Annotated in this window: 30 protein-coding genes; 14 read left to right on the top strand and 16 right to left on the bottom strand. The window is 49.3% G+C overall.

Features of this window, described 5'->3' with window-relative positions; genetic code table 11:
* Nucleotides 1-387: 387 nt before the first annotated feature.
* The 4 genes from LJF34_RS26760 (at nucleotide 388) to LJF34_RS26745 (ending at nucleotide 3,686) form a co-directional block, all read left to right on the top strand.
* Nucleotides 388-1,362: an MBL fold metallo-hydrolase gene (locus LJF34_RS26760; protein ID WP_342765913.1), complete on the top strand. Its 975-nt coding sequence runs from the start codon at nucleotides 388-390 to the stop codon at nucleotides 1,360-1,362.
* 169 nt (nucleotides 1,363-1,531) lie between these two features.
* Nucleotides 1,532-2,236, top strand: a complete 705-nt coding sequence (locus LJF34_RS26755; RefSeq protein ID WP_231189376.1) for a lamin tail domain-containing protein — start codon at nucleotides 1,532-1,534, stop codon at nucleotides 2,234-2,236.
* A gap of 156 nt (nucleotides 2,237-2,392) precedes the next feature.
* Complete coding sequence (locus LJF34_RS26750; RefSeq protein ID WP_231189622.1) at nucleotides 2,393-2,674, top strand: hypothetical protein; 282 nt, start codon at nucleotides 2,393-2,395, stop codon at nucleotides 2,672-2,674.
* Nucleotides 2,675-3,407: 733 nt separating this feature from the next.
* Nucleotides 3,408-3,686, top strand: coding sequence for a winged helix-turn-helix domain-containing protein (locus LJF34_RS26745; RefSeq protein ID WP_231189374.1), 279 nt, complete (start codon nucleotides 3,408-3,410; stop codon nucleotides 3,684-3,686).
* 127 nt (nucleotides 3,687-3,813) lie between these two features.
* Here the strand turns inward: LJF34_RS26745 and LJF34_RS26740 are convergent, their stop codons facing one another.
* A complete protein-coding gene (locus tag LJF34_RS26740) occupies nucleotides 3,814-4,173 on the bottom strand; it encodes a MarR family transcriptional regulator (protein ID WP_231189620.1) in 360 nt (119 codons plus the stop codon).
* A 386-nt stretch (nucleotides 4,174-4,559) separates the two neighbouring features.
* Between LJF34_RS26740 and LJF34_RS26735 the strand changes: the two genes are divergently transcribed.
* Together LJF34_RS26735 and LJF34_RS26730 are read left to right on the top strand one after the other, a co-directional pair.
* On the top strand, nucleotides 4,560-5,117 hold the full coding sequence (locus tag LJF34_RS26735) for an NAD(P)/FAD-dependent oxidoreductase (RefSeq protein ID WP_231189372.1): 558 nt from the start codon (nucleotides 4,560-4,562) through the stop codon (nucleotides 5,115-5,117).
* A 909-nt stretch (nucleotides 5,118-6,026) separates the two neighbouring features.
* Nucleotides 6,027-6,665: a hypothetical protein gene (locus tag LJF34_RS26730; protein WP_231189370.1), complete on the top strand. Its 639-nt coding sequence runs from the start codon at nucleotides 6,027-6,029 to the stop codon at nucleotides 6,663-6,665.
* A 104-nt stretch (nucleotides 6,666-6,769) separates the two neighbouring features.
* Here LJF34_RS26730 and LJF34_RS26725 read toward each other — a convergent pair whose 3' ends face one another.
* Both LJF34_RS26725 and LJF34_RS26720 read right to left on the bottom strand, forming a co-directional pair.
* Nucleotides 6,770-7,576 (bottom strand): DUF5821 family protein, encoded by an 807-nt coding sequence (locus tag LJF34_RS26725; RefSeq protein WP_231189368.1) that lies wholly within the window; start codon nucleotides 7,574-7,576, stop codon nucleotides 6,770-6,772.
* A 1,629-nt stretch (nucleotides 7,577-9,205) separates the two neighbouring features.
* Nucleotides 9,206-9,565, bottom strand: coding sequence for a hypothetical protein (locus LJF34_RS26720; RefSeq protein ID WP_231189366.1), 360 nt, complete (start codon nucleotides 9,563-9,565; stop codon nucleotides 9,206-9,208).
* Between the two features lie 1,044 nt (nucleotides 9,566-10,609).
* On the opposite strand from LJF34_RS26720, the gene LJF34_RS26715 reads away from it, so the two are divergent.
* Nucleotides 10,610-10,987, top strand: coding sequence for a hypothetical protein (locus LJF34_RS26715; RefSeq protein WP_231189364.1), 378 nt, complete (start codon nucleotides 10,610-10,612; stop codon nucleotides 10,985-10,987).
* 115 nt (nucleotides 10,988-11,102) lie between these two features.
* On the opposite strand, the gene LJF34_RS26710 is transcribed toward LJF34_RS26715, so the two are convergent.
* A complete protein-coding gene (locus LJF34_RS26710) occupies nucleotides 11,103-11,432 on the bottom strand; it encodes a HalOD1 output domain-containing protein (protein WP_231189361.1) in 330 nt (109 codons plus the stop codon).
* A 501-nt stretch (nucleotides 11,433-11,933) separates the two neighbouring features.
* Nucleotides 11,934-12,731 carry a glucosaminidase domain-containing protein gene (locus LJF34_RS26705; protein ID WP_231189359.1) on the bottom strand — a complete coding sequence of 266 codons (798 nt, stop codon included), beginning with the start codon at nucleotides 12,729-12,731 and terminating at the stop codon, nucleotides 11,934-11,936.
* Between the two features lie 274 nt (nucleotides 12,732-13,005).
* On the opposite strand from LJF34_RS26705, the gene LJF34_RS26700 reads away from it, so the two are divergent.
* The gene (locus LJF34_RS26700; RefSeq protein WP_231189618.1) at nucleotides 13,006-13,248 is read left to right on the top strand and encodes a helix-turn-helix domain-containing protein; all 243 of its coding nucleotides are present in this window, start codon (nucleotides 13,006-13,008) and stop codon (nucleotides 13,246-13,248) included.
* 88 nt (nucleotides 13,249-13,336) lie between these two features.
* On the opposite strand, the gene LJF34_RS26695 is transcribed toward LJF34_RS26700, so the two are convergent.
* Nucleotides 13,337-13,714 (bottom strand): hypothetical protein, encoded by a 378-nt coding sequence (locus LJF34_RS26695; RefSeq protein WP_231189357.1) that lies wholly within the window; start codon nucleotides 13,712-13,714, stop codon nucleotides 13,337-13,339.
* Between the two features lie 284 nt (nucleotides 13,715-13,998).
* Between LJF34_RS26695 and LJF34_RS26690 the strand changes: the two genes are divergently transcribed.
* Together LJF34_RS26690 and LJF34_RS26685 are read left to right on the top strand one after the other, a co-directional pair.
* Nucleotides 13,999-14,250: an AbrB/MazE/SpoVT family DNA-binding domain-containing protein gene (locus tag LJF34_RS26690; RefSeq protein WP_231189355.1), complete on the top strand. Its 252-nt coding sequence runs from the start codon at nucleotides 13,999-14,001 to the stop codon at nucleotides 14,248-14,250.
* Nucleotides 14,251-14,685, top strand: coding sequence for a PIN domain-containing protein (locus LJF34_RS26685; protein WP_231189352.1), 435 nt, complete (start codon nucleotides 14,251-14,253; stop codon nucleotides 14,683-14,685).
* A gap of 286 nt (nucleotides 14,686-14,971) precedes the next feature.
* On the opposite strand, the gene LJF34_RS26680 is transcribed toward LJF34_RS26685, so the two are convergent.
* The 5 genes from LJF34_RS26680 to LJF34_RS26660 are packed head-to-tail and all read right to left on the bottom strand — an operon-like array spanning nucleotide 14,972 to nucleotide 17,477.
* Nucleotides 14,972-15,838 carry a hypothetical protein gene (locus LJF34_RS26680; protein ID WP_231189349.1) on the bottom strand — a complete coding sequence of 289 codons (867 nt, stop codon included), beginning with the start codon at nucleotides 15,836-15,838 and terminating at the stop codon, nucleotides 14,972-14,974.
* On the bottom strand, nucleotides 15,831-16,223 hold the full coding sequence (locus LJF34_RS26675) for a hypothetical protein (RefSeq protein WP_231189346.1): 393 nt from the start codon (nucleotides 16,221-16,223) through the stop codon (nucleotides 15,831-15,833). Before LJF34_RS26675 ends, LJF34_RS26680 begins: the two co-directional genes overlap by 8 nt.
* Nucleotides 16,220-16,552 carry a hypothetical protein gene (locus LJF34_RS26670; protein ID WP_231189345.1) on the bottom strand — a complete coding sequence of 111 codons (333 nt, stop codon included), beginning with the start codon at nucleotides 16,550-16,552 and terminating at the stop codon, nucleotides 16,220-16,222. The genes LJF34_RS26675 and LJF34_RS26670 overlap by 4 nt, the downstream gene beginning before the upstream one ends.
* Entirely contained in the window at nucleotides 16,549-16,929 is a 381-nt protein-coding gene (locus LJF34_RS26665; RefSeq protein ID WP_231189344.1) for a hypothetical protein, read from the bottom strand. The genes LJF34_RS26670 and LJF34_RS26665 overlap by 4 nt, the downstream gene beginning before the upstream one ends.
* Before the next feature lie 56 nt (nucleotides 16,930-16,985).
* Entirely contained in the window at nucleotides 16,986-17,477 is a 492-nt protein-coding gene (locus tag LJF34_RS26660; RefSeq protein WP_231189343.1) for a hypothetical protein, read from the bottom strand.
* Nucleotides 17,478-17,717: 240 nt separating this feature from the next.
* Between LJF34_RS26660 and LJF34_RS26655 the strand changes: the two genes are divergently transcribed.
* A complete protein-coding gene (locus LJF34_RS26655) occupies nucleotides 17,718-17,948 on the top strand; it encodes a hypothetical protein (RefSeq protein ID WP_231189342.1) in 231 nt (76 codons plus the stop codon).
* Nucleotides 17,949-18,228: 280 nt separating this feature from the next.
* On the opposite strand, the gene LJF34_RS26650 is transcribed toward LJF34_RS26655, so the two are convergent.
* Nucleotides 18,229-19,035, bottom strand: coding sequence for an SDR family NAD(P)-dependent oxidoreductase (locus tag LJF34_RS26650; RefSeq protein WP_231189341.1), 807 nt, complete (start codon nucleotides 19,033-19,035; stop codon nucleotides 18,229-18,231).
* Nucleotides 19,036-19,396: 361 nt separating this feature from the next.
* On the opposite strand from LJF34_RS26650, the gene LJF34_RS26645 reads away from it, so the two are divergent.
* The gene (locus tag LJF34_RS26645) at nucleotides 19,397-19,549 is read left to right on the top strand and encodes a hypothetical protein (protein ID WP_231189340.1); all 153 of its coding nucleotides are present in this window, start codon (nucleotides 19,397-19,399) and stop codon (nucleotides 19,547-19,549) included.
* Nucleotides 19,550-20,324: 775 nt separating this feature from the next.
* Nucleotides 20,325-21,593 (top strand): HalOD1 output domain-containing protein, encoded by a 1,269-nt coding sequence (locus LJF34_RS26640; protein WP_231189339.1) that lies wholly within the window; start codon nucleotides 20,325-20,327, stop codon nucleotides 21,591-21,593.
* Between the two features lie 56 nt (nucleotides 21,594-21,649).
* On the opposite strand, the gene LJF34_RS26635 is transcribed toward LJF34_RS26640, so the two are convergent.
* The 3 genes from LJF34_RS26635 to LJF34_RS26625 form a co-directional block, all read right to left on the bottom strand.
* The gene (locus LJF34_RS26635; protein ID WP_231189338.1) at nucleotides 21,650-22,495 is read right to left on the bottom strand and encodes a mechanosensitive ion channel family protein; all 846 of its coding nucleotides are present in this window, start codon (nucleotides 22,493-22,495) and stop codon (nucleotides 21,650-21,652) included.
* 81 nt (nucleotides 22,496-22,576) lie between these two features.
* Nucleotides 22,577-23,623, bottom strand: a complete 1,047-nt coding sequence (locus tag LJF34_RS26630) for a YihY/virulence factor BrkB family protein (RefSeq protein ID WP_231189335.1) — start codon at nucleotides 23,621-23,623, stop codon at nucleotides 22,577-22,579.
* A 67-nt stretch (nucleotides 23,624-23,690) separates the two neighbouring features.
* Complete coding sequence (locus LJF34_RS26625) at nucleotides 23,691-23,918, bottom strand: amphi-Trp domain-containing protein (protein ID WP_231189334.1); 228 nt, start codon at nucleotides 23,916-23,918, stop codon at nucleotides 23,691-23,693.
* Between the two features lie 995 nt (nucleotides 23,919-24,913).
* Here LJF34_RS26625 and LJF34_RS26620 point away from each other — a divergent pair.
* Nucleotides 24,914-25,156 carry a hypothetical protein gene (locus tag LJF34_RS26620; RefSeq protein ID WP_231189332.1) on the top strand — a complete coding sequence of 81 codons (243 nt, stop codon included), beginning with the start codon at nucleotides 24,914-24,916 and terminating at the stop codon, nucleotides 25,154-25,156.
* A gap of 38 nt (nucleotides 25,157-25,194) precedes the next feature.
* Here LJF34_RS26620 and LJF34_RS26615 read toward each other — a convergent pair.
* On the bottom strand, nucleotides 25,195-25,313 hold a 119-nt coding region (locus LJF34_RS26615; protein WP_231189617.1), incomplete at its 5' end, for an integrase core domain-containing protein.

The raw sequence follows: 25,313 nt of genomic DNA, 5'->3' as shown, positions 1-25,313 counted from the left end.
TAATATTTTTCATTCTAGAGTATATATTGTGATATTCGCACACGAGTTTATCACTATCCTTCATGAATGCTCAATGATCCGCTCATCGGGATTGTGCAGGTATTTCCAGGCATTCTCTACAATCTCTTGAGTTCTAGTGAACGAAAGAGACACGGTTCTTTAATGTTGCGTACGATTATGATTCCAAAATCCAAGATTCAGCATCTTACCTTCTCTTTGAGTAGTTCTCGGTCGAGTTCTGTGCTGGATTGACAAGTCTCTTTGTTTTCCACCCGCCGTGGATAATAGTATTATATTCGATAGTCGAAGCTAATAAGGTGAAATTCCCAATACTTGATCCGTTCTCGTATCAACGCATTTATATCAATAGCGCACCTTATAAATATTGTGAATATCGATACTATAGAATTAAGCAACACCCAGTTCGAAGGAAAAAACAACGCCTATCTACTCCAAGGAAACGAGATTGCACTCATTGATACCGGCGTTTCAACATCTCGATCAGAGGAAGCCCTACGAACAAGTCTTGCTGATCACGGTCTGAGTGTGGCTGATTTGGATCATATTCTATTAACCCATCACCACGAAGATCATATTGGCCTTGCAGGTTCTTTCCAACGTGAGAGTGGAGCAACAGTCCACGCACATTCCGCCGATGCCCCTCTTATTGAACGAGAATCAGAAGCAGTTGATCGCTTCAATGAGCAGCAGCGTACATTTTTTGACCGTTCTGGAATGCCAGCAGGTGCACGCCAAGAGCTGCTCGAATTTTTAACACAACTTACGGACCTTCGTGGTGATCCCGCTGATCTAATCTCTCACGACGATGGTGATATTATTCCTATCGGCGATCAACAGCTAACTGTCTTTCAGACTCCTGGGCACACTCTCGGTCACATTGGGTATGTACTGGAAGATGAAAATGAGAAAGAATTGTTTGCCGGTGATTCTCTCCTACCACGCTATACACCAAACGTCGGTGGAGCAGACGTACGCGTGTCAAATCCACTTGAATTGTATCTTGCAACGCTCCGTCGCATTCGAGATGCAGACTTTGATCGGGCGTATCCTGGTCACAGACATATCATCACCGATCCAAAAGCGCGTGCTCAGGAGATCATCAATCATCACCGTGAGCGAAGTGAACGAATTATCGAGGTTCTCACTGATTCTGCCCCAGCAGACGCATGGACGGTCAGCGCAGAACTATTTGGCGATTTGAGTGGCGTCCATATCCTTCATGGACCCGGCGAGGCACATGCACATCTTCATCATCTCACTCAGAATGGGATCCTGACTGAAGAAGACGGGACGTATATTATAGAATCGAATACGGAATATCAACTCAATGAGCTTTTTTGACAAAAACTCTATGATCAACGACGGTGGAGCGACCGATAGTAGCTAAATAGCTATCATTGACTAAGCATATTCTCATAAACTCTCACTAGTTATTGAGCTGATTTAGTTGTTCTCATTCGTAATCTCCTCCCAGGAAGTATTTACCATGAGTTAACAACTCGGCTATTGCATGGCGATTAGTCGACGGAAAATGTTAGGCGGACTTGGCGTATTGGCACTCAGTGGGTTTGGGACGACCACCGTCATTGGAGACAGTCACCGAAAGAATATCGAAGTACAAGAGGTGAATCCCGAGGGCGAATACGTAGTCTTCGTCAACAACGGAGATACTGATTATGATCTCTCGAACTACGTCGTTGCGTTTGAGTATATGAACCCCGAGAAGGATCAGCGGGACGCACTCCCTGAAAGGACAGTGCTCAAAGCGAACAGTACGCTGAAAGTGGCGACAGGCGCAAAAGAAGTTGAGGGTGCAGACGTCACGTTTGATAACGAAAACCACCGACTGAATGATGACGGTTCAGACGTCGTTGCACTCCTTACTCCCGACCCCGTGGAAGATCCTGCGATCTGCACCGGGCAAGCTAACACCGGCGACCAGACGACCACAACTGAAGAGGAAGTATCTACCCCTGAAGACGAAACGACCACGACAGACGGAGACGAGACAACCACTACTGAAGAGGAGGATACTACGACAGAATCCGACTCGGACGAGTCCACGTCGGATGAAACAACCGACGACAGCGAGTCGAGCGATAACTCTTCGGACGATACCCAATCGGATGAAAGCGAAAGCTCGGGAAGCGATGGCTCTGAAGAGTCCAATTCCGACAACTCGTCTAGCGAAGAGGATTCCCAAGACGACTGTTAAGACAGGCAGTCGACCATCCTTATTCCCTTCCCAACAGATCGCGGTGACAGTTTCCCACAACAGCACTGGCCACAATGAATCTCAGCGTGCTTGTTGGATGGTTCCATCACAGGAGAAACCAGAACCGCCATGCCAACTCCCATCAGCATTGTACTTATGTCACAAACAGTCAACGAACTTCGCAACGACATTCGACAGGCTGTCGGGAGACACGAACGGATTGAATCGACAGCGTTCACGAAAGAAGCTCTTGCAGCACTCTGTGCGGCTGTCAACTACGATATCGACACGAACAATCTCCCATCTAAACCTCAGATGCGGGCTGGAATCCTCTGGAAAATTGGCGAACTGAACGACGATAACCCAGACGAAACGTCAAACGCGTTCCGGAAGGCAGAGCTCGAAGCGATTGCAGCTGCGCTGCAAGACGACGAGTGACCTCGGACTTCTTCATCCACCAACAGCGGTATAGGCACTTCAACCACCAATGAGGTTACATCGAATTCGTATTTACCGCCGTGGTGTCTTTTTGCATTCTCTTGGAGGGAAATTCCGGCCCGAGAGGTTACCCCGGCAGCATGACTGTGGGATCATGGCCCGTGTGGACGGAATTCGTGATGTTGTGGGTCGGATGGTAAGCGAGTAGTCGATCTAAACTGCGTTTACAGCTACCCTGTCGAGGGAGGTTGCGCTCCTGACGTTACTTCGACAGGGGTAGTGGCCGAGTTTCCTCGAGCAACCCAACCAATGGACGTACCAGAAAAAGACATTCTGACTAGTCTCTCAAAACCAAACTCTAACCGTGATCCATTACGGTGCCAACCGATGAAACGGCATAGATCGATCAACGTGGGCACCCAAACAACTCCGCGTTCTCTCCTCACAAAGGGTTTCATTGATTGCTTCTGGCACAACGCCATTGCTTAGCGCTTTCCCACTTAGTGACTCACTTATTCTGACCGCCGTAATCGCCCAATGAGCGAGGGTTGCCAAGCTAGGTCAACGACGGTGGGCTTAAGACCTGCTCGTGTAGACGTCCATGGGTTCGAATCCCATCCCTCACATTCCTCTTCACACCACTGCAACGATATCGGTAGAAAATCAGCTTCATCCCGACAGACGTCTCTGCCATATCAACAGTGTCTTGAGGTCTAATTACATCTGGTAACTAATGCAACAATCTGCCTCTACTCCAGACGACACAGACGATCCAAAAACAAGACCACCGGCAGACGTGCTGTCCGAGCTCCCACCAAGTGCGAAATTGGTTGCAAAAGTATTCGAATACAACGACGATTCGCTCACACCGGCTGAACTCGCTGATGAAACCCTGCTCCCGGCTCGGACGGTTCGCTATGCACTCACACGACTCGAAGACAATGATCTCATAAATGTCGGGTTCTCCTTTGCTGATGTACGAAAACGCTGTTACTCACTGACATACGAATAGCTGACAGTGCTGGTTGTCTAAAAGGATTGGTGACTTCTGCTAGCCGTGTGTTCAATTGAGGTCCGAGAACTCATCGATCCGGCTAACTACTAAATCTTACTCCCACCACCGAAACTCGATCATGAAATCACCGCGTTTCTTGTGAAAGCTGCAGAACCCATTGTGTAAATGCGTCTGAGTCAATTGGATCGGATTCGTCTTCACTGCTGAACAGCGGAGAGAGCATGTCGCCCGCCATGAGCAGTGAAAAGTCGAGTTCTTTTTTCATCGGGAGAAGGAGAAACGTTCGCTGGCCGTTGTACGTTGTTTCCTCTCGTCGAATTTTCTCTTTTTCCTCTAGGCTAGTTGCTATCCGACTCCCTGTTCGGCTACTCACCTCCAGTTCTTTCCACAGATCGCTTTGGTAGATGCCGTTCTGATTGGTAATCAGTTCCAGGGCACGATTTTCCCGAATACTAAGCGATCCGTCTGACTGTTTGTTTGGGATATTATCCGCGTTATCACGCTCTTTTTGTGCTAGTGAAGAAACATTGTTGTTCGTTGGCTCCAGTTTGTATGTTAGGTGTCCATCTTTCGTGATTTGTTCCCGTGTGAGGAGATTTTTCTCTGCAAGTGATGTCACAAGTCGACTCCCTTTGCGACTTGTTACATCGAGTGCTTTCCAGAGGTCACTCTGGAGAAGGCTGTCTTGCGAATTGATTAGCTCGTATGCCTGTTTTTCGTCCGACGAGAGATTTTCAACCGCGCCCATTTTCACCTCTCATTATATGATCAGTAAATAAATCATTTCTGTTTCGTCATGCTACCCTCTTGAAACCACAGTCGTATCTTTATTGGGAGTAGATTTATGCGAAATCAACCGTACTATTACCTATGTCGGATGTAACAATCGTCGGTGGCGGTCCCGCTGGACTCAGCACAGCATTGTTTACGGCAAAAAATGGTCTCGATACCGCTGTCTTCGATACTGATGAAACATGGATGCACAAAGCACACCTCTTCAACTACTTAGGAATCGAGAGTATTGATGGTACCGAGTACATGGAGAAGGCTCGTGAGCAAGTCAACGAGTACGGTGTCACCCAACATTTTGAAACAGCGGTCACAAACATCGAACAGGACGATGATGGGTTCCAGATTACGACTGATGACGGCGAGCATCACGCAACATACGTTGTTTTAGCAACTGGTGCCGATCGCGATAGTGCCGAGCAACTTGGTTGTAAATTCACCGATTCAGGAACTGTTTCAGTCAACTTGAGCATGGAAACGAGTATCGAAAACGTCTATGCTACCGGTGCAATGGTTCGTGACCAAGAGTGGCAAGCAGTCATCTCTGCCGGTGATGGTGGTGCGGCGGCCCTCGACATCTTGAGTAAAGAGAAGGGAGAACACTTCCACGACTTCGATACGCCCGCCGATGCTGGATAACTGATCAGCAACTGAGATCACTTCGTATCTCATTTTCTCCCCATGATTGTGAATCGACGAGATAGCATAGAACAGTGCCTAGACCGGTAGATACTCGACAATTTTGGTACTAAGCCAATTGCTGTCACTAACACGAATAATGATATGTCTATCACTCACTACTTCATACTCTCCACGGACGACGGAACTGGCAAAGACAATGTATATTTACTGTTCGGAGTTTCGTGGGGTTTGCCCTCGACGTCCCCACGAGTTGTCGGGATAATAACTCGGACAGAGGCATCCCGACAGCGATAATTTCTCACCGAGGGTATTATTATTTTGTATATCAGCAAAAATATGTGCAGCATAATCGTAAGCGGAATTTTCCTATCCAATGCGGTCGCGAACAAAGACTGATGATTTATTCTTTCGTGGAGGTTTAAATCTTTGTCAACCCCCGAGTCAAACGCTTGTCAAGGTTATCCTCAACACTTTCAACGCATATACGCACTGGTTTAGTCACATACGATGGTACTAGCGGACTTCGACTATCTTGTCGACTCTCTAATTAATATTATCTCCCAATCCATGATATCTATTGTCGGATTTGTCGCGTGCAACGACTTACTTTCGACACGCGTGGGAACCGTCAGGACATCACACCCACCATGTCCCACGCTTTTACTACCACTAACGCAAGGTTATCTTGTAGCTGTATTCAAGTCTTGTCCTTTGTCTACAAGCATATAACGTATTGAGAGCAATAGTTTATATGTTTTTGAAAGAACACTACCGATGATCACAGTTTCCATGAGCATGGTGACAATATCTGAGATAAACTAAATAATGATCGTAGAAAAACAACCAAACGAATTAGTAAATACGCAAATTGAAGTATTTGAAATAGAGTGATAATAGTATCGAGTTATGAGCACGAGTTCGAAGACGGAAGAACCAGCTAACAGTATCTCACCTCCCAATGAGGAGAACGAGACTCGCCAGCTTTCAAAAGATACAATCTACCACTTGTTACAAGTCCAACGCCGACGCTTTGCCCTCCACTATCTTCAGGAGACAACAGAGCCGGTCGTAATGAGTGATCTCGCTGAGCAAGTCGCTGCTTGGGAACATGGAACGACGATTGGTAATCTTCAATCAAAAGAACGTCAGCGGGCATATATCAGTCTCTATCAATCTCATCTTCCCAAACTCGACGAAAAAGGTGTAATTGAGTACGATCAAGCACGAGGAATCGTTAAGCGAACTGGTCTTACTACTCACTTGGATCCCTATCTCACAACCTGCCAAACTCGTCAAGAAGAAATGTCTGAGGGAGGAACGAATGAGGATTCTGAGCCAGATACGGCTCCAATCCGACGGTGGCTTTGGTGCTATTATAGCGGGGTGGTGGTCAGTTGTAGCCTTCTCTTGCTGACTGTTTTTGGTGTTCCAGCTGAAGTGGGATTATCTGGCCAACTGGTGTTAACTGCAATTATTCTCCTCTTTGCAGTGATCACAGTTGGATATCATATAAGCCAATATCGGCAAAGCAAAGATGAGACATAAGACTAGTTGTGATAGACTAAACTAACACTTCATGGGAAACAATGATACTCTGGTTGCTGCCCACGGAAGATTCTACTGCTATTTTAGCCACTTACCCCACAGGTCTATGTAGTCATCTGTTCTGCAAGACTATCAACATCCTCTAACTCATCCGGGATTAACAGCAACCGAAGTCGTGGCCGACCAACGTCGATTGGTACTTTCTCAGTCTCAATAAGCCCGCGATCCTCGAGCTGTGTTTTCGTCCGTGAGAAGGTCGCTTTACTGGCAAGACCAACATCCTCCCCCCACCTACTAATATCATACAGTAGGACCTCGTTGTTAGCCCCTACTAACAAGGCAACGGCTACTTCATCCAGATCATTGTCTTCACCAGGTATCGTATCGACCGACTCAACAACCATCATAAAGTCTTCTTCGAGTTCATCTCCGAACTCTTCTCCGAGCGTTTCTTGGACACGCGAGAGTGATGGTGTTCGCAGGATGAATGGTTCCCCACCCTCCCAATCTTCCACAAATGTCGACCGGATGTTCTCAACTAGCTCATCGTCTGTCGAGCGCAATCCCGCTAATTCAGCATCCAATGTGACGACCGTTAGGACTTCATCATCACTGACAAGCAACGAACTTCGTGCAATATCAGTTGTCGTTCGAAGTTCGAGTGTGTTTTGCTCGACTAAATTTGCCACCTGGCTCGCGAGGATAAAATCGTCTACTGACGTTTTTAGTACATCTGGTGTAGCAAGCACTTGAAGATCAGGCAGCTCGTCATCCAAGGACGATGCGGCCAGTATTAATGTCTCGAAGACATTTGGTGCGGGATTAACGATGAGCACCGAGCCTGCGTCTTCAAAAAATGAGCCGATTATGTTGGTGAATTCTTGATCCAAGACAGTAGCACCTGTGGACATGCATACTTACACGAGGAGTTCTCGTATTGTTCTACTCAACTTACTACTCGAAGGATTCCCCTAAAGATAGAAGGATGAAACTCGGTGATTTGGTCGAAAGATTATTTTAATCATGGAGTTATACAAAGCTACCATAGATACACGTACAGCAGGAACGATAACTCAATCGAGAAAACTGACGATGTATAACTACCGACCATACATTAGGATTGATAAATTTCACGGGGAGAAGTAATGACTGGCAGAGTGTCAACTGGAAAATAACATTATTTGACGCAATTCAGTTTGGATCGGGCGGTTACGTAACTACTTGAGCCTTGGCAGACTGAGTTCGTAATATACTACACCCACTAATGCACTACTTACAGCTAGTGCCATCATGGAGGAACGGCCAGCAAGCTGTATTGCGGCGAATACAGTTTGACCTAATACAACTGCGCCTAATATGGCGGTCTCCTCCTGCGTTATCGTTTGAGCCACTGATTGACCACTTTATTCCATGTTATGATTTCATGCCCATAATCATAAACAACTAGGGTGCCTTGAATGATTGTCACTGTGAGCTCCACCATTCTGCTCGTGTTATTCAGGCTCTTTGAGAGGAAGTTTAGCGCCTGCACTTTGCTAATAACCATACTGCTCGGCCACGATATCTCTCCGGTCGTCATCATTTGTATCTTCGTACTCCTTAATCGGAGCCATCATGGAGGATTTCAATCAATATGCCATACAGCGTGCAATATTCGTTTGCTAGAAATGACGAACTGTCATCGCCAAAGCCCAGTAAATGAGTGACTGAGTTCTTTGCTTAGTTACTATTCTATTGATTTTCGTTGTTTTCGATCCTTCAATTCCTATCCGTCCGTTTTTTGCGGTATAGACGTTAACATTCTATTAGTACTTTCTACTAACGCTGGTATCTCTCTTTCTCCTTGGCACATGTCGGTATTCTTAGGCTTTCTACAGTGAGCCAAATTATTGCAGTTCCATCCAAATTGAAGAACTGACTTCTCTAGTCAGCCAATTAGATCAATAGTAATGCTCTTCCACGAATCGTTTCCCGGTAGATCCTCAGAAAGCGAGTTATATCCTCTACGTACGGTTCTATTCGACACAAGCGATATGACTATCAAGTATGATTACAAATCTCCCTTTGCTGGATACTATTCGCCGTGGTATTCTGATAGTATCCAGCGAACGTGGGTAACTCTCCACAAAACGACACCTTGTTACTCCACGTTTTCGGAATATGCATGGATCGATTTCTCGTTGAATTCCAATAAATGGTTGAAACTCAACCATGGGACATACGGTATCCTCAATTGCCACGTTCGAACGCTGATTGCAGTGTGGGGAGAATTCAAACGAAAAGATCTCCTCGGGATTGCCACCCATGGCGGCAATAGGATCATCGCTGGTTAGCACAGCCAGCGGTGCACTTGTTCAACCGCAGTGAAGACCGATTTGCCCACGAGAACGGTTGGTAACCGCGAACCGTAATATACCAACTGCAGTCGGGATTCCCGCGTCTTTAGGCGTGGGAGGATGTCAGTTGGAACTACTACGTAATCAAAGTACCAAAATGTCCTCTCTTTCATATCCAAGTCAGCAAAAGAACGGTGCAGCGAGTCATGAACTAGCGGTCACATGCTGAAGAATATGACTGAGCGTGTCCATTCGATTGCGATCATAATGGGTAAGGTCGTAGCGATTGCTATTGTTGCGCTCGCTGAATATCCCAATGATCTTAAATTCCACGAGTAACGCTAGCAAATTCCCCACCATTTGCGGTGTCATACCGGAATCGGGAATATTTTCACTCAATTGCTTGGTAGAGGGATAGTTCCGCGAGCAGACATCGAGTGCTTCGCGGACACTCTCGTGGTAGGCTTTCAGGAGTCCATACTTTTCGGGCGACGTTTCCTGCAGGCTCTGTGCTTGCCGCTGAAGCGAGTCAGTCATCCGCTTTGCATCACTATCTTCTACCATATTATAGTGTAAATCGTAGATCTACTTAATCAGAGAGAAACGGATAAAAACTAATGGATAGTTTATAATGATTGACATGAAGCATCAGGAGATACTCGACAATTATGTTTTCGTGGCACTCAGAGAAAGATTGGTATGTAGCGTTGATTTCGGACGCATAGAATTTGGCGGCTGAACCGGGGGAGTCTTGAACAGCTCTACTTTCTGTCCTTGCCGATGGAACGATTGCATGAGTGGTGTCCCACTCTAACCGTGTTCGGTGGATGAGACGAAATACAATCCGACAATCGGTGCAATCACGATCTCGTCGCCATGGGACGCCTATGACTTGCATATATAGGACCAACCCAGTTCGAAGTGGCCCACGAACTCACTCGCGTCAGTACTAGGAGCTCGTGAAAGCAGACCTAGGTAAATATTCGCCATTGGACGGATCTGCTCAAGAGGCACTGTCTAGATAAGGAAAACCAAGCGACAGCGGTACGATTGACGGAGTTTTACGCACTGCTCAAAGTTACTGATTCTTGGGATTGAGATCGGCTACACCGTGAGAAGACTGAATTTGATTGCTTCACCGAAAAAGTAGTCATGCTAACACGAGGTGATTCGTCAGCCACTCACGTTAGAGACCTTGAAACGCCACTCTATTACAGAATCGCTTAACTAGACAGTGCCGCTCAAGACAACCTGACAATGCAAACGCTTTCGATCTCTTTCAGCTACTCGTTCAGCTATTTTCATCAGTACTGGAGATGACGTATGGTAGCATGATAATATAACCTCTATGTGTTCACTTTTTCTTTGACTGGCGATTGTTTATACTGTGGACCAGCAAATAGTCAGAATCTGCTCCGTGAAATAGCCCATTCCTGACTTGATTTTATAACTTAGAAAGCCGAAAATTGTAAATGGTTTCCAATCCATATCTATGTGAAGTGATAACCTAGAACCACTTTGGATCGTCTTTCAATTTCGTCCATGTTGTTCCGGAGTGTCATGTTATAGAAGTCACCCGCGTCCACTGAACACAACCAATATCAATCCATGAGTGCGCCACTGCATACCGACGACCCATTGACCCCCAACCTCACCTTGAGTGCCGCCAGTAAAATACTCAAAAAATCCATACGACGGGCAATTATCCGGTATTTCACTGCCGAAAAAACTGCAACAGCTCAACTCGCTGAATTGGTTACTTATGTCTACAAAGGAGTTGATGACATCACCGGCACTGAACAGGCACGGATCGCACTTGTCCATACACATCTGCCGATACTCGCTGATCATGAGATCATTGACTATGATGAGCGTAGTAAGACCGTACGGTACCGGAATAGTAAACGCCTCAAACAACTCCTCGAAATTAGTGACACCCACGAATCGCCAAATGAAACAACCCACGCCTATGGTAGCAACGAATAATTAGCGAGAGACGTCGAGGAATTTTCCTGGTACGTATCATAGACGGTAGCATAACAACGATCACCGAGTAGTGACGATGCAAGGGAAGAGTCGTTTACTCTGTATTTACGTCTGCTTAGTCATCGATTTCTGGGTCAGGCTGCTGAACTGTAATCTGTCCACTGCTATCGACTCTGACGTGATATGCCTCGTAATTGAACAGGACATGTCCGTTCGTATTGCGCGGGATTCCACTATCTTTCGGCCCGAAGAGCGCATCAAGTGCTTCTAAATCAATAACCTCCGAGAGGGGTACAAGCTCGGTGGGACCAGCGTTGATCAGTGTTGCAATGACTCTAATCACGGCTTCACTGACGGTGTCCGCTGTCGGATCGAACTCTGTCTGGTAGATTATAGTTTCTCTTTGTTCGTCTTCATCGTCGGATGGTGGTGTGCGACCAGTCATGATCTGGCGAGAAGATTTGACTCTAGAATGCATCCACGCAGCAGGTGAACCAGCCAGATTACATTTGGTAGGTTTGTTTCCGCTGCTTGGAAACCGATACACAATGTGTCCTTACCCCTCTACCGTAAATATTGGTACAGTCTACATATAAAATTGTGGATGGCAACAAGGTATTTAACCGATGGATTGTTTTCACTTCATACTCCTTTCGGAGATCACTGCACGCCTCCGAAAACTATCGAAAAAACTATACGTTTCGATCGAGCCAGTGAATGTCCCACCACATGTAACCGCCCTTCTCGATGGGCCCGTTCATGATCTCGCCGACTTCGCTGTCGTCGTTTCGACCTGCTCACCGTCTCTAAACGCGCTGGCCGATCCACTCAGTACTGCAGGAATACTGATGCCTGCCGTTGCGGTGCCAATTGATTTGATCGCGGATCATCGGCTGAATTTTCGGGCCGTTGTGATGGTTCGTTTTAGAAGTGTTAAGCAAACGATCTATGCTGAATCGAGGTACCGTTCGACCGACCAGCCCCACACGTTTCGGTCGAGCCAATGGACACCCCACCATGTGTAACCACCCTTCTCGGTAGGGCCATTCATGATTTCGCCAACCTCTCCGGGGGAGATGGTTGCAACGATGGGTTGGCTGGTTCCTGGTTGTTCACGTGTATTCAGGTTGGTTGTCGGTGTAACCTGCTCACCGTCGGCAAATCCACCATCACCGCCTCCACCCCCTCCGGACGGGAGTTCTGCGGCGATGTCGTTCATGATACTCGCGATCTTCTCCGCCCACCGATCGTCCGTCGCATAGTGGACGTTCATTCCCCTGAGCGTCGATCCTTCGTAGTAAGTCCCATCCGGGGAGAGGTACTCTTGATCGACGTACGCCATCACTTCATGGACGCACTGTTCGAATGACGCGTATCCGTCTGCACATTCTGCGGGACAAATGTCGCGTGCGTCGAAGCCGTAGATGTTGTTTTTCTCTTGTGCAATGTTGCTTCGTCCCCACGCAGATTCGAGGGCAGCGTGGGCTGCCATGTACACCGCATTGATGTTCCGCGTGTTCTGAACATCAATCCAGGTGTCACCTAGACCGACGAGCGGACTGCCTGGTGATATCGAGTTGACTGCTGAATCGAGTTGGCTACCGGAGATTCCAACGGTCTGTCGGAGGTCGCTGTCGATTGTATAGGACGCTGCCGTGGTCGTCCCGGTGAGCGCCACACCGCTGATCGTGGTGAGCCCAGCGATACTCGCACCTTTCAAGAACCGCCGACGGTTAGGGTTCATGATCCATTCTGATATCAATAGTTGAAATTAATTAAGCTTCTGGCTAGGTTAAATATAGTAAGATAGAGCTATATGTAGAAATAGATCCAATCCTAATAATTATTTCTACATAGAATTGGCATATACTTTTATGGCTTGTTGGTATAGGTGGCTAGAGTAAGACGGGAACGAATGTTTCACTATTTTCCCTGTCGATTCGACGGACTATTGTCATAGTAGTTTGAGCACTCAGACAGTGACTCGTTGCGAAACCTCATCGCGAGACAGCCCCTCTTTGTCGTGTCCGTCTGCTCTTGAGAAGCTCTCGGACCTCACACCGAGTGCTAAACTGGTTGCAAAGGTACTTCAGCACAACGGTCTGCTGACTCAACCTGAACTTGCAGAAGAAACGTTCCTTCCACAACGAACCATCCGCTCGGCGTTAACCCAACTGCAAGAGCAAGATCTCGTTGACTCACGACCGTCTGTGATTGATGCACGCCAACAGTGCTATCGACTGACTTTTGAGTGGAAGTGAGATCCCAATTCTCGGTCTTCTCTTCTGTCGCAATAATAGAACCAGGTATTTCCGATACAATTCTCGCCGATAGTACGACTCGTCTCTTCTATTGCCACAATGCCCGTTGATTATATCGTTGTAATAGAGAGGGGGTTCTGCAAACCCTTGTGATCACAACGCTATACTCAGCGTCCTCCGTTTCTTCCCGCGCTGGCTTCGTGTACTCGCATCCATCCGCCAAGTCTGGATGTGCGAACGTGGTTTCGATGTGGTGACCACCGACACCCATCGCATCGTCGATCGACAATGTCCGTGGTTCCTTGTAGGTCACGCCGGGAACGCTCTCGGCCATTTCCTCTATCATCCGATAGACGTCGTTCTTATACGCACAGCCATAGTACGTTGCCACCTCTCGATAGCCCAACCGTGCAACCAATACGTCGTTCGTCTTGGAGACGTTCTTCGCATGCTCGAGGACGTCCAAGTATTTGTCCTAGACTTGCTGACTCTCGGCACGCCTCTCACGGAAATTCACGAGTAGGGTATTCTGTTCTGAGCGTTGGACCGTCTCGAAGAGCTAACGACCTGCATTGGCCGCTTCCGCGGCGAAATTCGGTGAGTCGTCGTCAACACTCTCTTCAATCTCATAATCTCGCACGAGATTGATCAGTCGCGAGACTGACGCTCGCACAAGACTGTTTTTTCTCTTCAGCGACGGTAGTGTGACTACACACTACATTTATATTCGGCACTCCCCTCATGATCTGTATGAGCAGTGAGAACGTGGATTCCGAAAGCAAAGTCTCGGGGAATCAAGCGAATATTCCCGCACGAATCCGTCGTGAACTCGATATCGATGATGGTGATAAACTTCGCTGGCAGCTCCAGGATGACGGTACGGTCCACATTCATGTCGTCCAGCGTCGAAGTGGTACATTTAGTGACTTCGGCGGCTACGACGGCGACGACGAGACTGACGTAACGACTGACCACGACGCATGGGGCGTCGACGTCAACTAAATGCCACGTGCACTCATCGATACGACTGTCCTCTTCGCTGCTGCCTATCGTCGGGACGGCGCACACGACACTGCCCTCCCGATCGTACAGGGTGTGGACACAGCATCACTTCCGGAGGCAGTTGTCCTTGATTACGTGCTTGCGGAGACATTGAACGGACTAACGACGCACGCTGGGCACGACGCTACAACGGACTTTCTCGACCGGCTAGAGGAGAACACGCGTTTTCACATCGAGTTCTTGACCACCGACGCCTTCGCCACCGCGAAAGCACTCTTCCGGCAGTATGAAAAATTCTCGTTCGTCGATGCCTGCATCGTTGCCTACATGCAGACTGAAGGACTCGGCTACCTCTATGCATTCGATGATGATTTCGATGCAGCACACGATGTCTACCGACTCGATACTGCAACAGATCCGTATCAGCCCGAGTAACAGAGTGGACTTTTTGCACAATACGATAATTGAGCACGGACATGAATAGTTCACGTTGGATCTCGGATTCAATCACCTGCTTCCGACCACAGATGCGGTGGCCGGTACCTGCTCTCCCCCTCCCGCTGGCTTTGAGCCGATAGACGCCGATACAACTGCCGTACTCACGAGTAGCCGTACGGCGTCAGTCCCAAACTGTGTCAATTCGGGACGTCCAATTCCGCGGTTGTCTGGGGGCTCGTGTTAGAGTTGTGTCCCTCTCGGGCGTGTTTTGGTCCCGACCACGCTACTCTCCGGCAACCCCGTCTGTGGTCGGACTGTTGTCCGTGTCGTTGTTCGTGACCTCACCGGGAAGTTCCACATCGGTTTTCAGGACAAGACGTGTTTCTTGGTAGCTCAGTCCGTCTTTGGACCGTTGGCGTTTGACTTTCCCAAGACGTCCGTTCGAGAGTTCATGCATCGCGTCTATCGTCCGTCGAGCAAGTTCTTGCGAGTATTTCTTGCTCACACCGGCCTCTTTCAGGCGAATCCAATCAGCTAGCTCTGACGCATCAAGGTAGGCTCGGATCTCTCCACTGCCCTTGGACCAGAGTGAGTAACGACCAGCATCATCACGTTCGCGCCACGCCTTGCTTGCGAGTTCGTCGGGTTTGCGGTTGGTCACGGATGCAAGCATCTCGTCGTCATACCGAGCAAATCGCTGAATCGGGAGGAGATCCGCCGTCGAATGGGCGACGGCACCACCACGACCGAGCGCGTCTTCCTCACCGGGGAGTCGGAAGTAGGTGTTGCCGTCATCTTTCGTGATGCGTTCGAGTTTGTTACCATCGACAGTGATCTGCTCTTTGTCGATATTGTCGGCGAGCAAGTGGGCACCTTTCTCGAACTCGCGGGCTTGCAACTCATCGATGCGTTTGCCACAGGATTGTGTTTTGCGGGCCAGTGCCTTTCTGTGGGCTTTCGCTTTGGCTGCCTTGTCTTCTCTGGCATCGACTCGTTGTTCGAGCTCGTTGATTCGATCGTCTTTCGCGGCCACTTCTGCTTCGAGCTCGTCGATGCGGTCGGTGAGTGTCTGGACGTGGTCGACGAGGTCATTGACTGAAGCGTTGTCATCGAGAACACTGGACGCTCTGGACGTGGTGGTGTCACTCATTTGCAGGCACCTCCACTGGGACCGCAGTGTCCTCTGCTGGCGTCGAAAGACGCGGGAGGTGAGCGATGGTAGTGAGCGTGCCAATACAACGGGTAGTCGTGTCAGTGGTAGTGTGGGTGTACTCGAAAACAGTCATGGCGGAATTGGGCTGACTGACGCAGTGGAAGGTGGCTTGCTGCAGGTCGTCCTGTGCAGTCGTGGTGATCGGTGGAGCCGTCAGGACCAGATGTGGTCCGCAGCGCGTCGGTGAGTTCGTTGCTTTGACGGTGCAAATCGTCTGTGGCAACTCTGTGGTTGTAATGCGAACGCAGTCATTCGGTGCGAGGTGTGTAATGAGCGTGTCGGCATCGTGTGGATTCAACGGCGTCGGGGCATACCCACTCACGTCTGCTCGCCTCCTGTCGGGTTGACGATACACTCGACAGTAGCATAGGTACGTAGCCAGGCGTACTTCCCGGAAGGGGTGCGTCCGTACTGATCGAGTTCTATCTCGGTGTGCTCGTACTCGTCGTAGTAACTGTACTGCAAGCGGTACAGATCGTTCGTTGGCGTGGCGATGTACAGAATGTGCTCACCGGGCTCAGGACCACGACAGGAGAGTTCGGGGTCTGAATGTTCACACTGATAGACAACGCCTGTGAGCGTCCGTTTCTGCGTGTGGATCTGAATCGGGTCCGTGCACTCTAGTTCGAGGACCATCTGCTGGTCGCTCATTGGTCGGCCTCCTGGGTCTGGCGCAGGCGTTGGCAGCGCTGGCACGGAGCATGCTGGTCGTTCTGAGCCTCTTCCCGAGTGCAATAGGCGAGTAGTGTGTCGGTGGTGAGCGCACAGAGGAGGTGGTTGTCTACATCGAGTTCGTGATAGGCAACGGTAGAGGCGGTATGCTGGTCAATGATGGCAACTGTTTCATCAGCAGGGTATTGGTCAGCGGCAATGCGTTGGTTGCGTTCAGCGTCAGTGAGACTGCTTGTGAGATCGGGTTTGCAAGAATGAGAGTCGGTGATCTGGACCGCGTAGGTGCCGCAGTCCGGACAGCGTTCGAATGTGTTTTCGATCTCCTCGGGAGTGATCGAGGTGGACGCGCGGGTCATCGTCCATCACCGCCGATGGCTGTCGCTCTCTGGAGAGGGCGTTCTGTGGGTGCCATTTAGGCGTGCACCTCAGTTGTGGTGTGAGTGGTGTCGTCGATGTCGTAGCACCGCTTGAGGATACGCTGGTAGTATGCGCGGGTTTCTATGTGGGTTTCTTCTGGTGGTGTCGAAGGGAGGTTTGGATTGCCCGTTTTGGTGGTGGCGACCGAGCGATAGGTGTCGGTGTCCTCGGGAATCTGGAAGCCCTCCTCGCCGTAGTCGATCGGGAGACGGCGTTCGAAGAATCGCTGGCAGTCGGGCGTGGTGTAGATGCAGTACAGGAAGGGCGCTTGGCTGGTGGTCTTGGTTCGGGTTTGAAAGCCCACGCGGAGTTCGACGAGGTATGCGCGGGTGATTGGCTCGTCGGTAGTGGGCGTGGGTTGGTCTGGGTCCTGGGTGGCGGTATCGGGAGTGGGTTCGAGGCGCTTGAGGGGGTGGAAGGTTTTTGTGCCGAATTGGGCCTCGAGGGAGAGCAGTCCGCCGTTGGGTTTCTCGTCGAAGGATGCCATTAGTCCTGTCCTCCAAAGAAAGGTGGTTGGTAGTCGATGCGCTTTTCTACGGAACGGGTATTGCTAGTCATGCTTCTTTCACCAGAAGCACGGTCACGTGCTGCAACACGTGGCCTTTCTGCGAGGCGCCGTGCTTCTTACTTGCTTGTATGTACCCATATGACTTAAAAATTGGCCTATACAACCAACCTTGTCTAAATGGGCCAATATTTATGAGTTTACATAACCAACACCGTCATAATGCCACTAACGAATCAATCCGGCATGTCGACTGGCCGTGGTATCTTGACCAAGTATGAACGTGAATGTCTAGCTGGAGAGCATGAAAAACAGAGGGAGTACGAAACACGCTCGCGAGTTCGCTCGCGGCTTGACGGACCACTCAGCGAAGATATAGAACACCTCAAAGAGTATGATCCGGGTTTGTTGGAAGAACTTCGTGAAGTCGTCTGCGAAGTCAGTGATGAATGAGATACGACATATAATTTCTCTCATTAATGTATTTATCATTATCGAGTATAACGTAAATAGAATAGTTCATCTGTAGCAGGTGGCGGCGAGTCCTCCAATATGACCATCAAACTGCTTCAACCCGACAACGGTTCGTCTGTAACCTGTTGTTTCATCGCTGCCATCTCCATATATCTATGCACGACTGACACAGTCTTCCGAGCTGTAGCACAATTACCCCTTGCTGTGCTAGTCGGTAACTCCGTAAGACAGACAAGAAAGTTGTCAATTACGAAGGTGCTTAGAGGACATCCTGCGTGATCCCGCCGTCGACTTTGATTGCCTCGCCGGTGATATTACGGTTCTGAGCGAAAAAGACCGCAAGACGACCCATATCTTCGGGTTTCTGGTCTCGGTGTAACGGAATGGAACGCTGGATCGTATCTTCGTACGCTTCATCGCTAGCGGGTGTAAGTACGTCACGCCACATTGGTGTGTCAACGATACCAGGACAAATCGCATTGACTGTTATATCGTCTTCTGCGAGTTCGAGTGCAAGTGTCTTCGTGAGCGCCATGATCGCGTGTTTCGATGCAGAATAATGGGCAATCCCTTCAGCTCCAATCTCACCCGCAATCGACGCCGTATTGATGATTGTTCCTCCGTCTTTGAGATGTGGGATCGCCGCGCGGGCACAGAGGAATGGACCTTTTGCGTTAACGTCCATGACCGTGTCCCAGTCGTTCTCGTCCATCTCCTCCACGGGAGAATATGTAATAATGCCCGCGTTGCTCGCAAGAATATCAAGAGAACCGAGTTCATTAACGGTCGTTTCGACCATGCTTTTGACCTGCTCTGCGTCTGTGACGTCACACTCGACGAGCAGCGTCTCTGCGCCTAAAGACTCGAGATCATCAGCGAGCTCACGTGCGTGCTCGCGGTTATCTGGCATCGTATCGTTCTCGGCTGCTTCCTCCGAGACTCCGAGATCAGCAATAGTGATATCACAGCCAGCTTTCGCCAATTCACGTGTGATACCACCGCCGATGTCACCCGCTGCGCCGGTAACGATAGCAACCGATCCATTGAGGTCGTGTTCTTCAACCATACCTCTTCATCGATCAGAACATAGGTCAACGTTTGGGCTATAGACGTTCTCTCTGTACAATCTGTTCCGAAGACTCTCGATTTTAATATTATATCAACAGCCGAGACAACCTTTTCAAACCCGTAGAAACCAATGGCACGGTGTATCTGCAGCCCTTGAAGCTGACAAAACAACACACCAACGCGCACAGGCCGAACAGTTTCCCTTCGACGTCGATGCCTCTGGACTCGTACAAGTCACCAACGAGAGCCACGAGAACCCCGCAGCCCATCAGTACACAGTCTCCATCGACGGCGTGACCGAAGACCTAATGGCCTGCACGTGCCCGCACCATGTCCACCGCAACGCATTCTGCAAACACATGGCTGCCGTCGAAAATGCGACTGACGACGGGACACTCGACGCTTTCCCATCGGAGGACGACAACGAACCCGAAGACTGCGACTGTGAGGGCCTCGGTGGCTTCCCGTGCTGGCCGTGCGTTCGTGCGGGTCGCAAGGAACTGCCGAACTAACCACCGCTTCAGCGTTTTTTTATTCATGTCTCACTAAATGATGGTCTCAGATATCACCGACCAGCGAATGCTCACAGAAAGCGCGGATCACGGCTAACAGATACGACGTAATTCAGACGACGAAGACAGTACTACTTGAAATAGTCAAGTACAGTTAGTGCGTGACTAAGGTCATCCACTACGCGTTACAAATCTTGGGAGACCAACGCCAACAACAAGCAGTACGAAAAACGAGATCATGAAGGCCGTATCTTGAGCGATGCCATTTGATTTCAGTAAGAATTCGACTGCATATGCTGCGGGGAGGGCTACGACGATAAAGGCAATCGTTATCCAATTTTCACGGCTTACCATCGATATTTCTGAATAAACATTCTATTCTGAAATAATTTACGTGTAGTAACGATTACGCTGTTGAACTGTTTCTTGCCGATTCTACTCAAAGCAATTGCGGAGTAATAAGGTTGTAACAAAACTGTCTGGCAGTATCATGAGTTCGTGGAAGTGGACCACAGCGCAACGTTTACGCGGTAGATGGATAAGCTCGATACGTCGCAGTACTGCGAGCGGTGCAGTGGACAACTTCCGCACTTCCAGCGCTTGAAGGACGTCAAACAGCCTGAGAAGACAGTTGTGAGGACTGCGGCGGGTCGCTCTGCGTTGAGGAAGAATTCGACAAAAGCAATATTGACTAGAGTCACCACAAGGTGCCAAGAGACCACACCTCATACCGACAAGCTTTCAATTCTGCAACGCGATATACTCCTCGATTACTATGGTCAGCGAGCAGCACACGATTCGCGAAATATTCCAGTCAGAGCACTGCCAACACTTCAGGCCAACTGAAGACGACAGCGAAACCCTCAGTATTCGTCTTAGTGAAGCTATGGGAACTGTTCTGGATACAGACTCACGCACACTTGATCCTCTCTACAACGTGGTCAACCCCGAAGCGCTTGACGAAATATTCACTCTTGATTCCGCTCACCAACTTTCAACCGAAGTCATCTTCTCGTGGCATGATCATGCGATCCGAGTTCGACAACCCGGTGAAATTCACATTACCAACGAACCGCTCGTCCCTGAGCTTGATGCGAATCTTCCATTGGCTACTGAATTCGCTGGTGCTCCATTCGGCTCAACAGATGCAATCACATACGAGTATGCGCCAACCAATGATCTCGGAACAGAAGTCGTCCTCGCTGTTGCGAATGCGATCGGGGTTAACTCTCAAGCGGTGACGGAACGACTCGCTGACCGAATCAATCCAGATGCACTAAACGAACTTTTCCAGCCTTTGGCTGATGGTACACCACGAACCAATGGCTATGTTTCATTCGGATTTGAAGGGTACTTCATCACCGTTTCGGGAAATGGAGTGATTACAATCCGGTCCGAACTTGCCCAACTCAAGGAGAACGGAGGGAATATTCTAGTCGCCGGGGACGTTCCGAGTGACGTTTTCAATGCTGAACGTTCCTATCTCATGAACGAGCCCGATTCGACCTGCTATGATCTATTTGCTCTACTCGACCGCTCTCCAACAGTGCTTCAACGCCACGCGACACCAGCTCAGCCACTGCCCGGCACCGTTGAAATCATTGATTATCAAGCAACAGTCCGATCAACGGCTGCGGCAACAAGCAGTCAACAAGAAAACGCCCAGATCACATCCATCGGTGGAACTTTGGCTGATCTTCAAACTGCTCTCATTCACTCAGTAGCAATGCAGGAAGAATACGGAAGGGACAATCGGTTAATCGATGTTCAGCTCTACGTCGATACGCTTCAGCCAGTGATGGAAGCAGCATCGACTGACATTGCAACATTTCTACACCCCATCTGTCGTGCTGTCCGTGGTGTTGAGGGACTCGGCTATTACACGCTTCCACAGGATCGGGATTCACTCCCAATGGATAAAATCGGATCAGTATTCGACGCAACGATTGAGCTTCGTGTGAGTGAACGGGGTCCTGAGCAGCGGTGGATCCTCCCAAAGACGGGATATACGACAGAGTGGTTCCCAATAATCGAGAGTAGGTAGCGAAGGAAGAATAAAATAAACTCTTTGTTAGAAAAGCGACGTCGGGTTGTACCCAGTTACTCCGAGACCTCGATCGATCCTTCGAGCGTTCGGACCGGATACGGCATATCGATTGCCTCGGCGTCAAGCCGCTCTTTCACTGCTTGCACTAGCTCTGATCGGATCCGCGTAAAGTTCCCTCGTCCAGGCTTACCGATCCAAAAGCGAGTTTGCAATCCAACATACGAGTCAGCGAGTTCGGTCACCCGAATATCGGGTGCTGGATCTGCGAGAATTTCATCGTGCTGTCGTGCCTCGTCGAGAATCACGTCCTTTGCATGGTCGATGTCGTCATTGTAGCCGATTCCGAAGACAAATTTCTGTCGAAGTTTATCATAGGCGACTGGATTCTTCACCGCATCATTCGCTAAGTCACCGTTCGGAACGGTAATTCGCTCGTTATCGAACGTCCGCACTCGTGTCACACGCAAATCGATGTCCTCAACTTGCCCCTCACCACCACTCCATTCAATCCAATCACCAACCGTGAACGGTCGGTCTTTGAGAATGAAAATCCCAGCAACAAAGTTACCAAGGAGTTCCTGTGCGGCGAACCCAATCGCGAGGACAATCGCACCGGCGAACACACCGAACGCGGCGATAACACCGCCAAAGCCAGCAACCGTGAATGCGAGGGCAATGGCAAGTATCCAGACGAGAACGCCAGCCACATTCTCGGCCAGACTTCGAACAGCTGGGTCATGGCCTTGCTCCTTCAGCACTCGTGTGAGCAGTGGGATGAGGACACTCCGCCCAATTAGATAGACAACGACGAGTGTTACAAGGAACAGTGCGGCGGGAATCACGTAATTGCTGACGATGGACGAGGTCGTGAGCGTGTTATTCGCTTGCAATGGAACCATCGAACTGCTGTCCAGTCCAAAATTTAGTACCATAATTCACATAGAAAATCGAAGAGGAGTTTAATGAGCGTTTTGCCCACATTATTTTGCTTTTTCATTGCTGTTTTCGGTCCATCGCATTCGAACTTCGTATTGTGTACCATCGTCCGTTTTCGATTTCTCCTCAATCAGCTCGACTGTGACAGGTCGCTTTGTAATCGAGTTCAAGAACGATTCGTCGGTTGGCACTTCTATCGCTTCCATTCGCTCATATCGCCCGAATATCTGTTCGCGAACGAGGCGAACATACCGAGCAGCATCATCGCGGGTGAGTGATCGTTGTCGTGCTTCTGTCTGTTCATCTGCTGTTTCCGTTCGGTGTGAAAGGACGGCATTCAGCACTGCCCCAATGAGTAGTACCAACCCACTGAAATAGAGCCATGTGACTAAAAGAAGTACTGCGCCAAGCACACCCGAGGCACTTGAGCCAACCACCTGTACATAAATCTGAAACAAGCCCTGCAGTGCTGTCCATCCTACTGCCGCAAATACTGTCCCAGGCAAAACCTCACGTGGTGTAGTTTCGACGCCAGGAAAGAGATAATACATCGGGAAAAATGCGATAATGAGTGCTACGATCAATACGATCGGGTTGAGCAACTCGATAAATGGAACTGCAGGAAAGAGGGCAAGCAGTGTGCCTGCAACAATCGTTGCAATCACCGCAAATCCGATCGCGAACAGGACGATGAGCCCATCACGTACTTGATCGAGAATGGAGTCATCGGTTTCAGCTGCATAGATCTCGGAGAACGCCGTATCCAGTCCGCGGAAAAGCTTCAACGCACCCCATGTGAGCGTCAGAATCCCCACGATCGACGCGCTCGCTCGTCCCTGTTCACTTTCAAGGGTTGTTTCGGCGAGATTACCGACCTCGGGAGAAAGAGAGCGAGCGAAACTGATCACTTGCGTTTGGAGATTGCTGCTTCCAATCGCTGCAAATGCTAAAAACGCAAGGAGGAGCAAGGGTAGAAGAGAGATGAATGCATGGTATGCGATACTCCCTGCGAGAAACGTTACCTGCTTTTCTTGTATTTCGGTTCGAACCGACTGAGCGACTGTGATACCGTTCTGAACTGATGGAGACATAATCGATAAACGGGGGTTGGTCTCAAGGTTCTACCGACGATACACAATTGTTCCCCTATTCGGGTTTTCAGTCCAGTTTAATGGTCACTGATTCGCGACTTCCACGAAGTACCGATGATGATTTTTGAGTGCCGATTTCATACCCAACAGAGTCTGCTGGTGAGAGTGGCACCGTTTTATTGCCGACATCGATGTTAGCGTCTCCACCTTCTCGAAGCTCACGTGCAATCGCTTGCAATCGATCGGCGACTTCTTCTCGCGAGATTTTCTCCTCGTGCAGTATCTTTTTGGACATCAAGAGTAGCCATCTCAAATAGTTCGGATAGCTGTTTTGGGCAAGAAGTTTGGGTTGCAAAATGAGTACCGCGTTTGATCCAATCTTAGGATAGATCAAGAACGATTACTCTCACAAAGGAGGTCCACTACGCTACACACTCGGAACGTCAAAGAAGTCAAATCCAGTGGTCGATCAGTCGTCACCTGGTGTGCCGATTCCACGCTTTGGGAGGCATCAACGACTGACAGTCCACCTGTTAATTGCCGATGAGGATATGGAATCGTGATCCCTTCTGCATCAAAGCGCCGTTTGACAGCTGTGATAAACTCCGATCGAACTTCCGAGAAGTCAGCACAGCTCGGATCTTCGATCCAGATTCGAGCCTGTAAGCCGACATGGGAATCTGCGAGCTCTGTGGCCCGAACCTCCGAGGCTGGATCAGCAAAATTTGTTCGTGGCGGTCTGCCTCGGCGATAATGCTGGTTGTCGCTTCCGCGATGTTGTCATCATATCCAATTCCAAAGGAGACAGCTTCGCGAAGTTCATCATGTGCTACGACGTTTGTGACAGCAGAGTCCGCAAGCTCCGAATTTGGGACTGTGATACGCTTGTTGTTGAACGTCCGAACACGAGTAAACGGAGATCAATTTTCTCGACTGTCTAAAACAAGGACGTAATGGTGACAAACCATGGGGGATTACTACGAAAGGAAGGCTTGTAGACGAAACTGAATTTAGTAGAAATAGTGTCTACTACCGCTTGGAAGTCCTAAAAGAAAGTAATCACCTTGAACTCATCCACGAGCTGACTCGAGAATTTGCTTTCATTAGTGATCTATGTAACAATGAACCGCTTGAGTAGACAGATCGCTTTACGAGGTCTCATTAATTGAATTTTTATAAAAACACCGAGTTGTAGAACGCGAGAAACGAATCCGCGAAATTGCACACATCTATCGTGAGGTCCGTGTGCAAAAATATGCGCCTTCGAATACCGATTTACGAGAATGATGGATGGTGTTCCTCCTCGAGGCGACCGGTGAGAAAACAAAGAGCAAGGCGCTCGACCGCGCCGCCGAGTTTTATCTCCAGATGCGAGGTGACACTGCGGCAGTCCCAAGTGGTGCGTTCATCGAGTTGATGGAGAAAGTTGAACAGCAAGGGAGTGTGACGGCGGAAGAGATCGCGGAGATACTACACACGGATGAGTTGCCTGTCGAAGTCCAAATGAGCTGGTCTGTAGAAATAATTGACTAATCATCGGGAATTCGAAAACACGTTCACGAGGGCACTGTCTAGTTTAGCTCCTCCTCGACAGGTGTTCGATTGTCGATCGATTGGTGCGGTCTCTGGCGGTTATAGTAATGCACAAATTGTTCAAGCCACTGCTGGACGCTCGGTCGACTGCCCACCC

This window comes from Haladaptatus sp. DYF46 (genome assembly GCF_021083305.1).
Classification (GTDB): Archaea; Halobacteriota; Halobacteria; order Halobacteriales; family Haladaptataceae; genus Haladaptatus.
Note: the sequence above shows the minus strand (reverse complement) of the source record. Positions and strands in the feature narration are given on the sequence as shown.

Excerpts from the sequence above, each read along its gene's own strand:
- LJF34_RS26755 (WP_231189376.1), top strand. The coding sequence starts at position 1,532 with ATGGCGATTAGTCGACGGAAAATGTTAGGCGGACTTGGCGTATTGGCA.
- LJF34_RS26750 (WP_231189622.1), top strand. The coding sequence starts at position 2,393 with ATGTCACAAACAGTCAACGAACTTCGCAACGACATTCGACAGGCTGTC.
- LJF34_RS26745 (WP_231189374.1), top strand. The coding sequence starts at position 3,408 with ATGCAACAATCTGCCTCTACTCCAGACGACACAGACGATCCAAAAACA.
- LJF34_RS26735 (WP_231189372.1), top strand. The coding sequence starts at position 4,560 with ATGTCGGATGTAACAATCGTCGGTGGCGGTCCCGCTGGACTCAGCACA.
- LJF34_RS26730 (WP_231189370.1), top strand. The coding sequence starts at position 6,027 with ATGAGCACGAGTTCGAAGACGGAAGAACCAGCTAACAGTATCTCACCT.
- LJF34_RS26725 (WP_231189368.1), bottom strand. The coding sequence starts at position 7,576 with ATGTCCACAGGTGCTACTGTCTTGGATCAAGAATTCACCAACATAATC.
- LJF34_RS26720 (WP_231189366.1), bottom strand. The coding sequence starts at position 9,565 with ATGGTAGAAGATAGTGATGCAAAGCGGATGACTGACTCGCTTCAGCGG.
- LJF34_RS26715 (WP_231189364.1), top strand. The coding sequence starts at position 10,610 with ATGAGTGCGCCACTGCATACCGACGACCCATTGACCCCCAACCTCACC.
- LJF34_RS26710 (WP_231189361.1), bottom strand. The coding sequence starts at position 11,432 with ATGACTGGTCGCACACCACCATCCGACGATGAAGACGAACAAAGAGAA.
- LJF34_RS26705 (WP_231189359.1), bottom strand. The coding sequence starts at position 12,731 with ATGAACCCTAACCGTCGGCGGTTCTTGAAAGGTGCGAGTATCGCTGGG.
- LJF34_RS26690 (WP_231189355.1), top strand. The coding sequence starts at position 13,999 with ATGAGCAGTGAGAACGTGGATTCCGAAAGCAAAGTCTCGGGGAATCAA.
- LJF34_RS26685 (WP_231189352.1), top strand. The coding sequence starts at position 14,251 with ATGCCACGTGCACTCATCGATACGACTGTCCTCTTCGCTGCTGCCTAT.
- LJF34_RS26680 (WP_231189349.1), bottom strand. The coding sequence starts at position 15,838 with ATGAGTGACACCACCACGTCCAGAGCGTCCAGTGTTCTCGATGACAAC.
- LJF34_RS26670 (WP_231189345.1), bottom strand. The coding sequence starts at position 16,552 with ATGAGCGACCAGCAGATGGTCCTCGAACTAGAGTGCACGGACCCGATT.
- LJF34_RS26665 (WP_231189344.1), bottom strand. The coding sequence starts at position 16,929 with ATGACCCGCGCGTCCACCTCGATCACTCCCGAGGAGATCGAAAACACA.
- LJF34_RS26660 (WP_231189343.1), bottom strand. The coding sequence starts at position 17,477 with ATGGCATCCTTCGACGAGAAACCCAACGGCGGACTGCTCTCCCTCGAG.
- LJF34_RS26655 (WP_231189342.1), top strand. The coding sequence starts at position 17,718 with ATGCCACTAACGAATCAATCCGGCATGTCGACTGGCCGTGGTATCTTG.
- LJF34_RS26650 (WP_231189341.1), bottom strand. The coding sequence starts at position 19,035 with ATGGTTGAAGAACACGACCTCAATGGATCGGTTGCTATCGTTACCGGC.
- LJF34_RS26645 (WP_231189340.1), top strand. The coding sequence starts at position 19,397 with ATGGCTGCCGTCGAAAATGCGACTGACGACGGGACACTCGACGCTTTC.
- LJF34_RS26640 (WP_231189339.1), top strand. The coding sequence starts at position 20,325 with ATGGTCAGCGAGCAGCACACGATTCGCGAAATATTCCAGTCAGAGCAC.
- LJF34_RS26635 (WP_231189338.1), bottom strand. The coding sequence starts at position 22,495 with ATGGTTCCATTGCAAGCGAATAACACGCTCACGACCTCGTCCATCGTC.
- LJF34_RS26630 (WP_231189335.1), bottom strand. The coding sequence starts at position 23,623 with ATGTCTCCATCAGTTCAGAACGGTATCACAGTCGCTCAGTCGGTTCGA.
- LJF34_RS26625 (WP_231189334.1), bottom strand. The coding sequence starts at position 23,918 with ATGTCCAAAAAGATACTGCACGAGGAGAAAATCTCGCGAGAAGAAGTC.
- LJF34_RS26620 (WP_231189332.1), top strand. The coding sequence starts at position 24,914 with ATGGTGTTCCTCCTCGAGGCGACCGGTGAGAAAACAAAGAGCAAGGCG.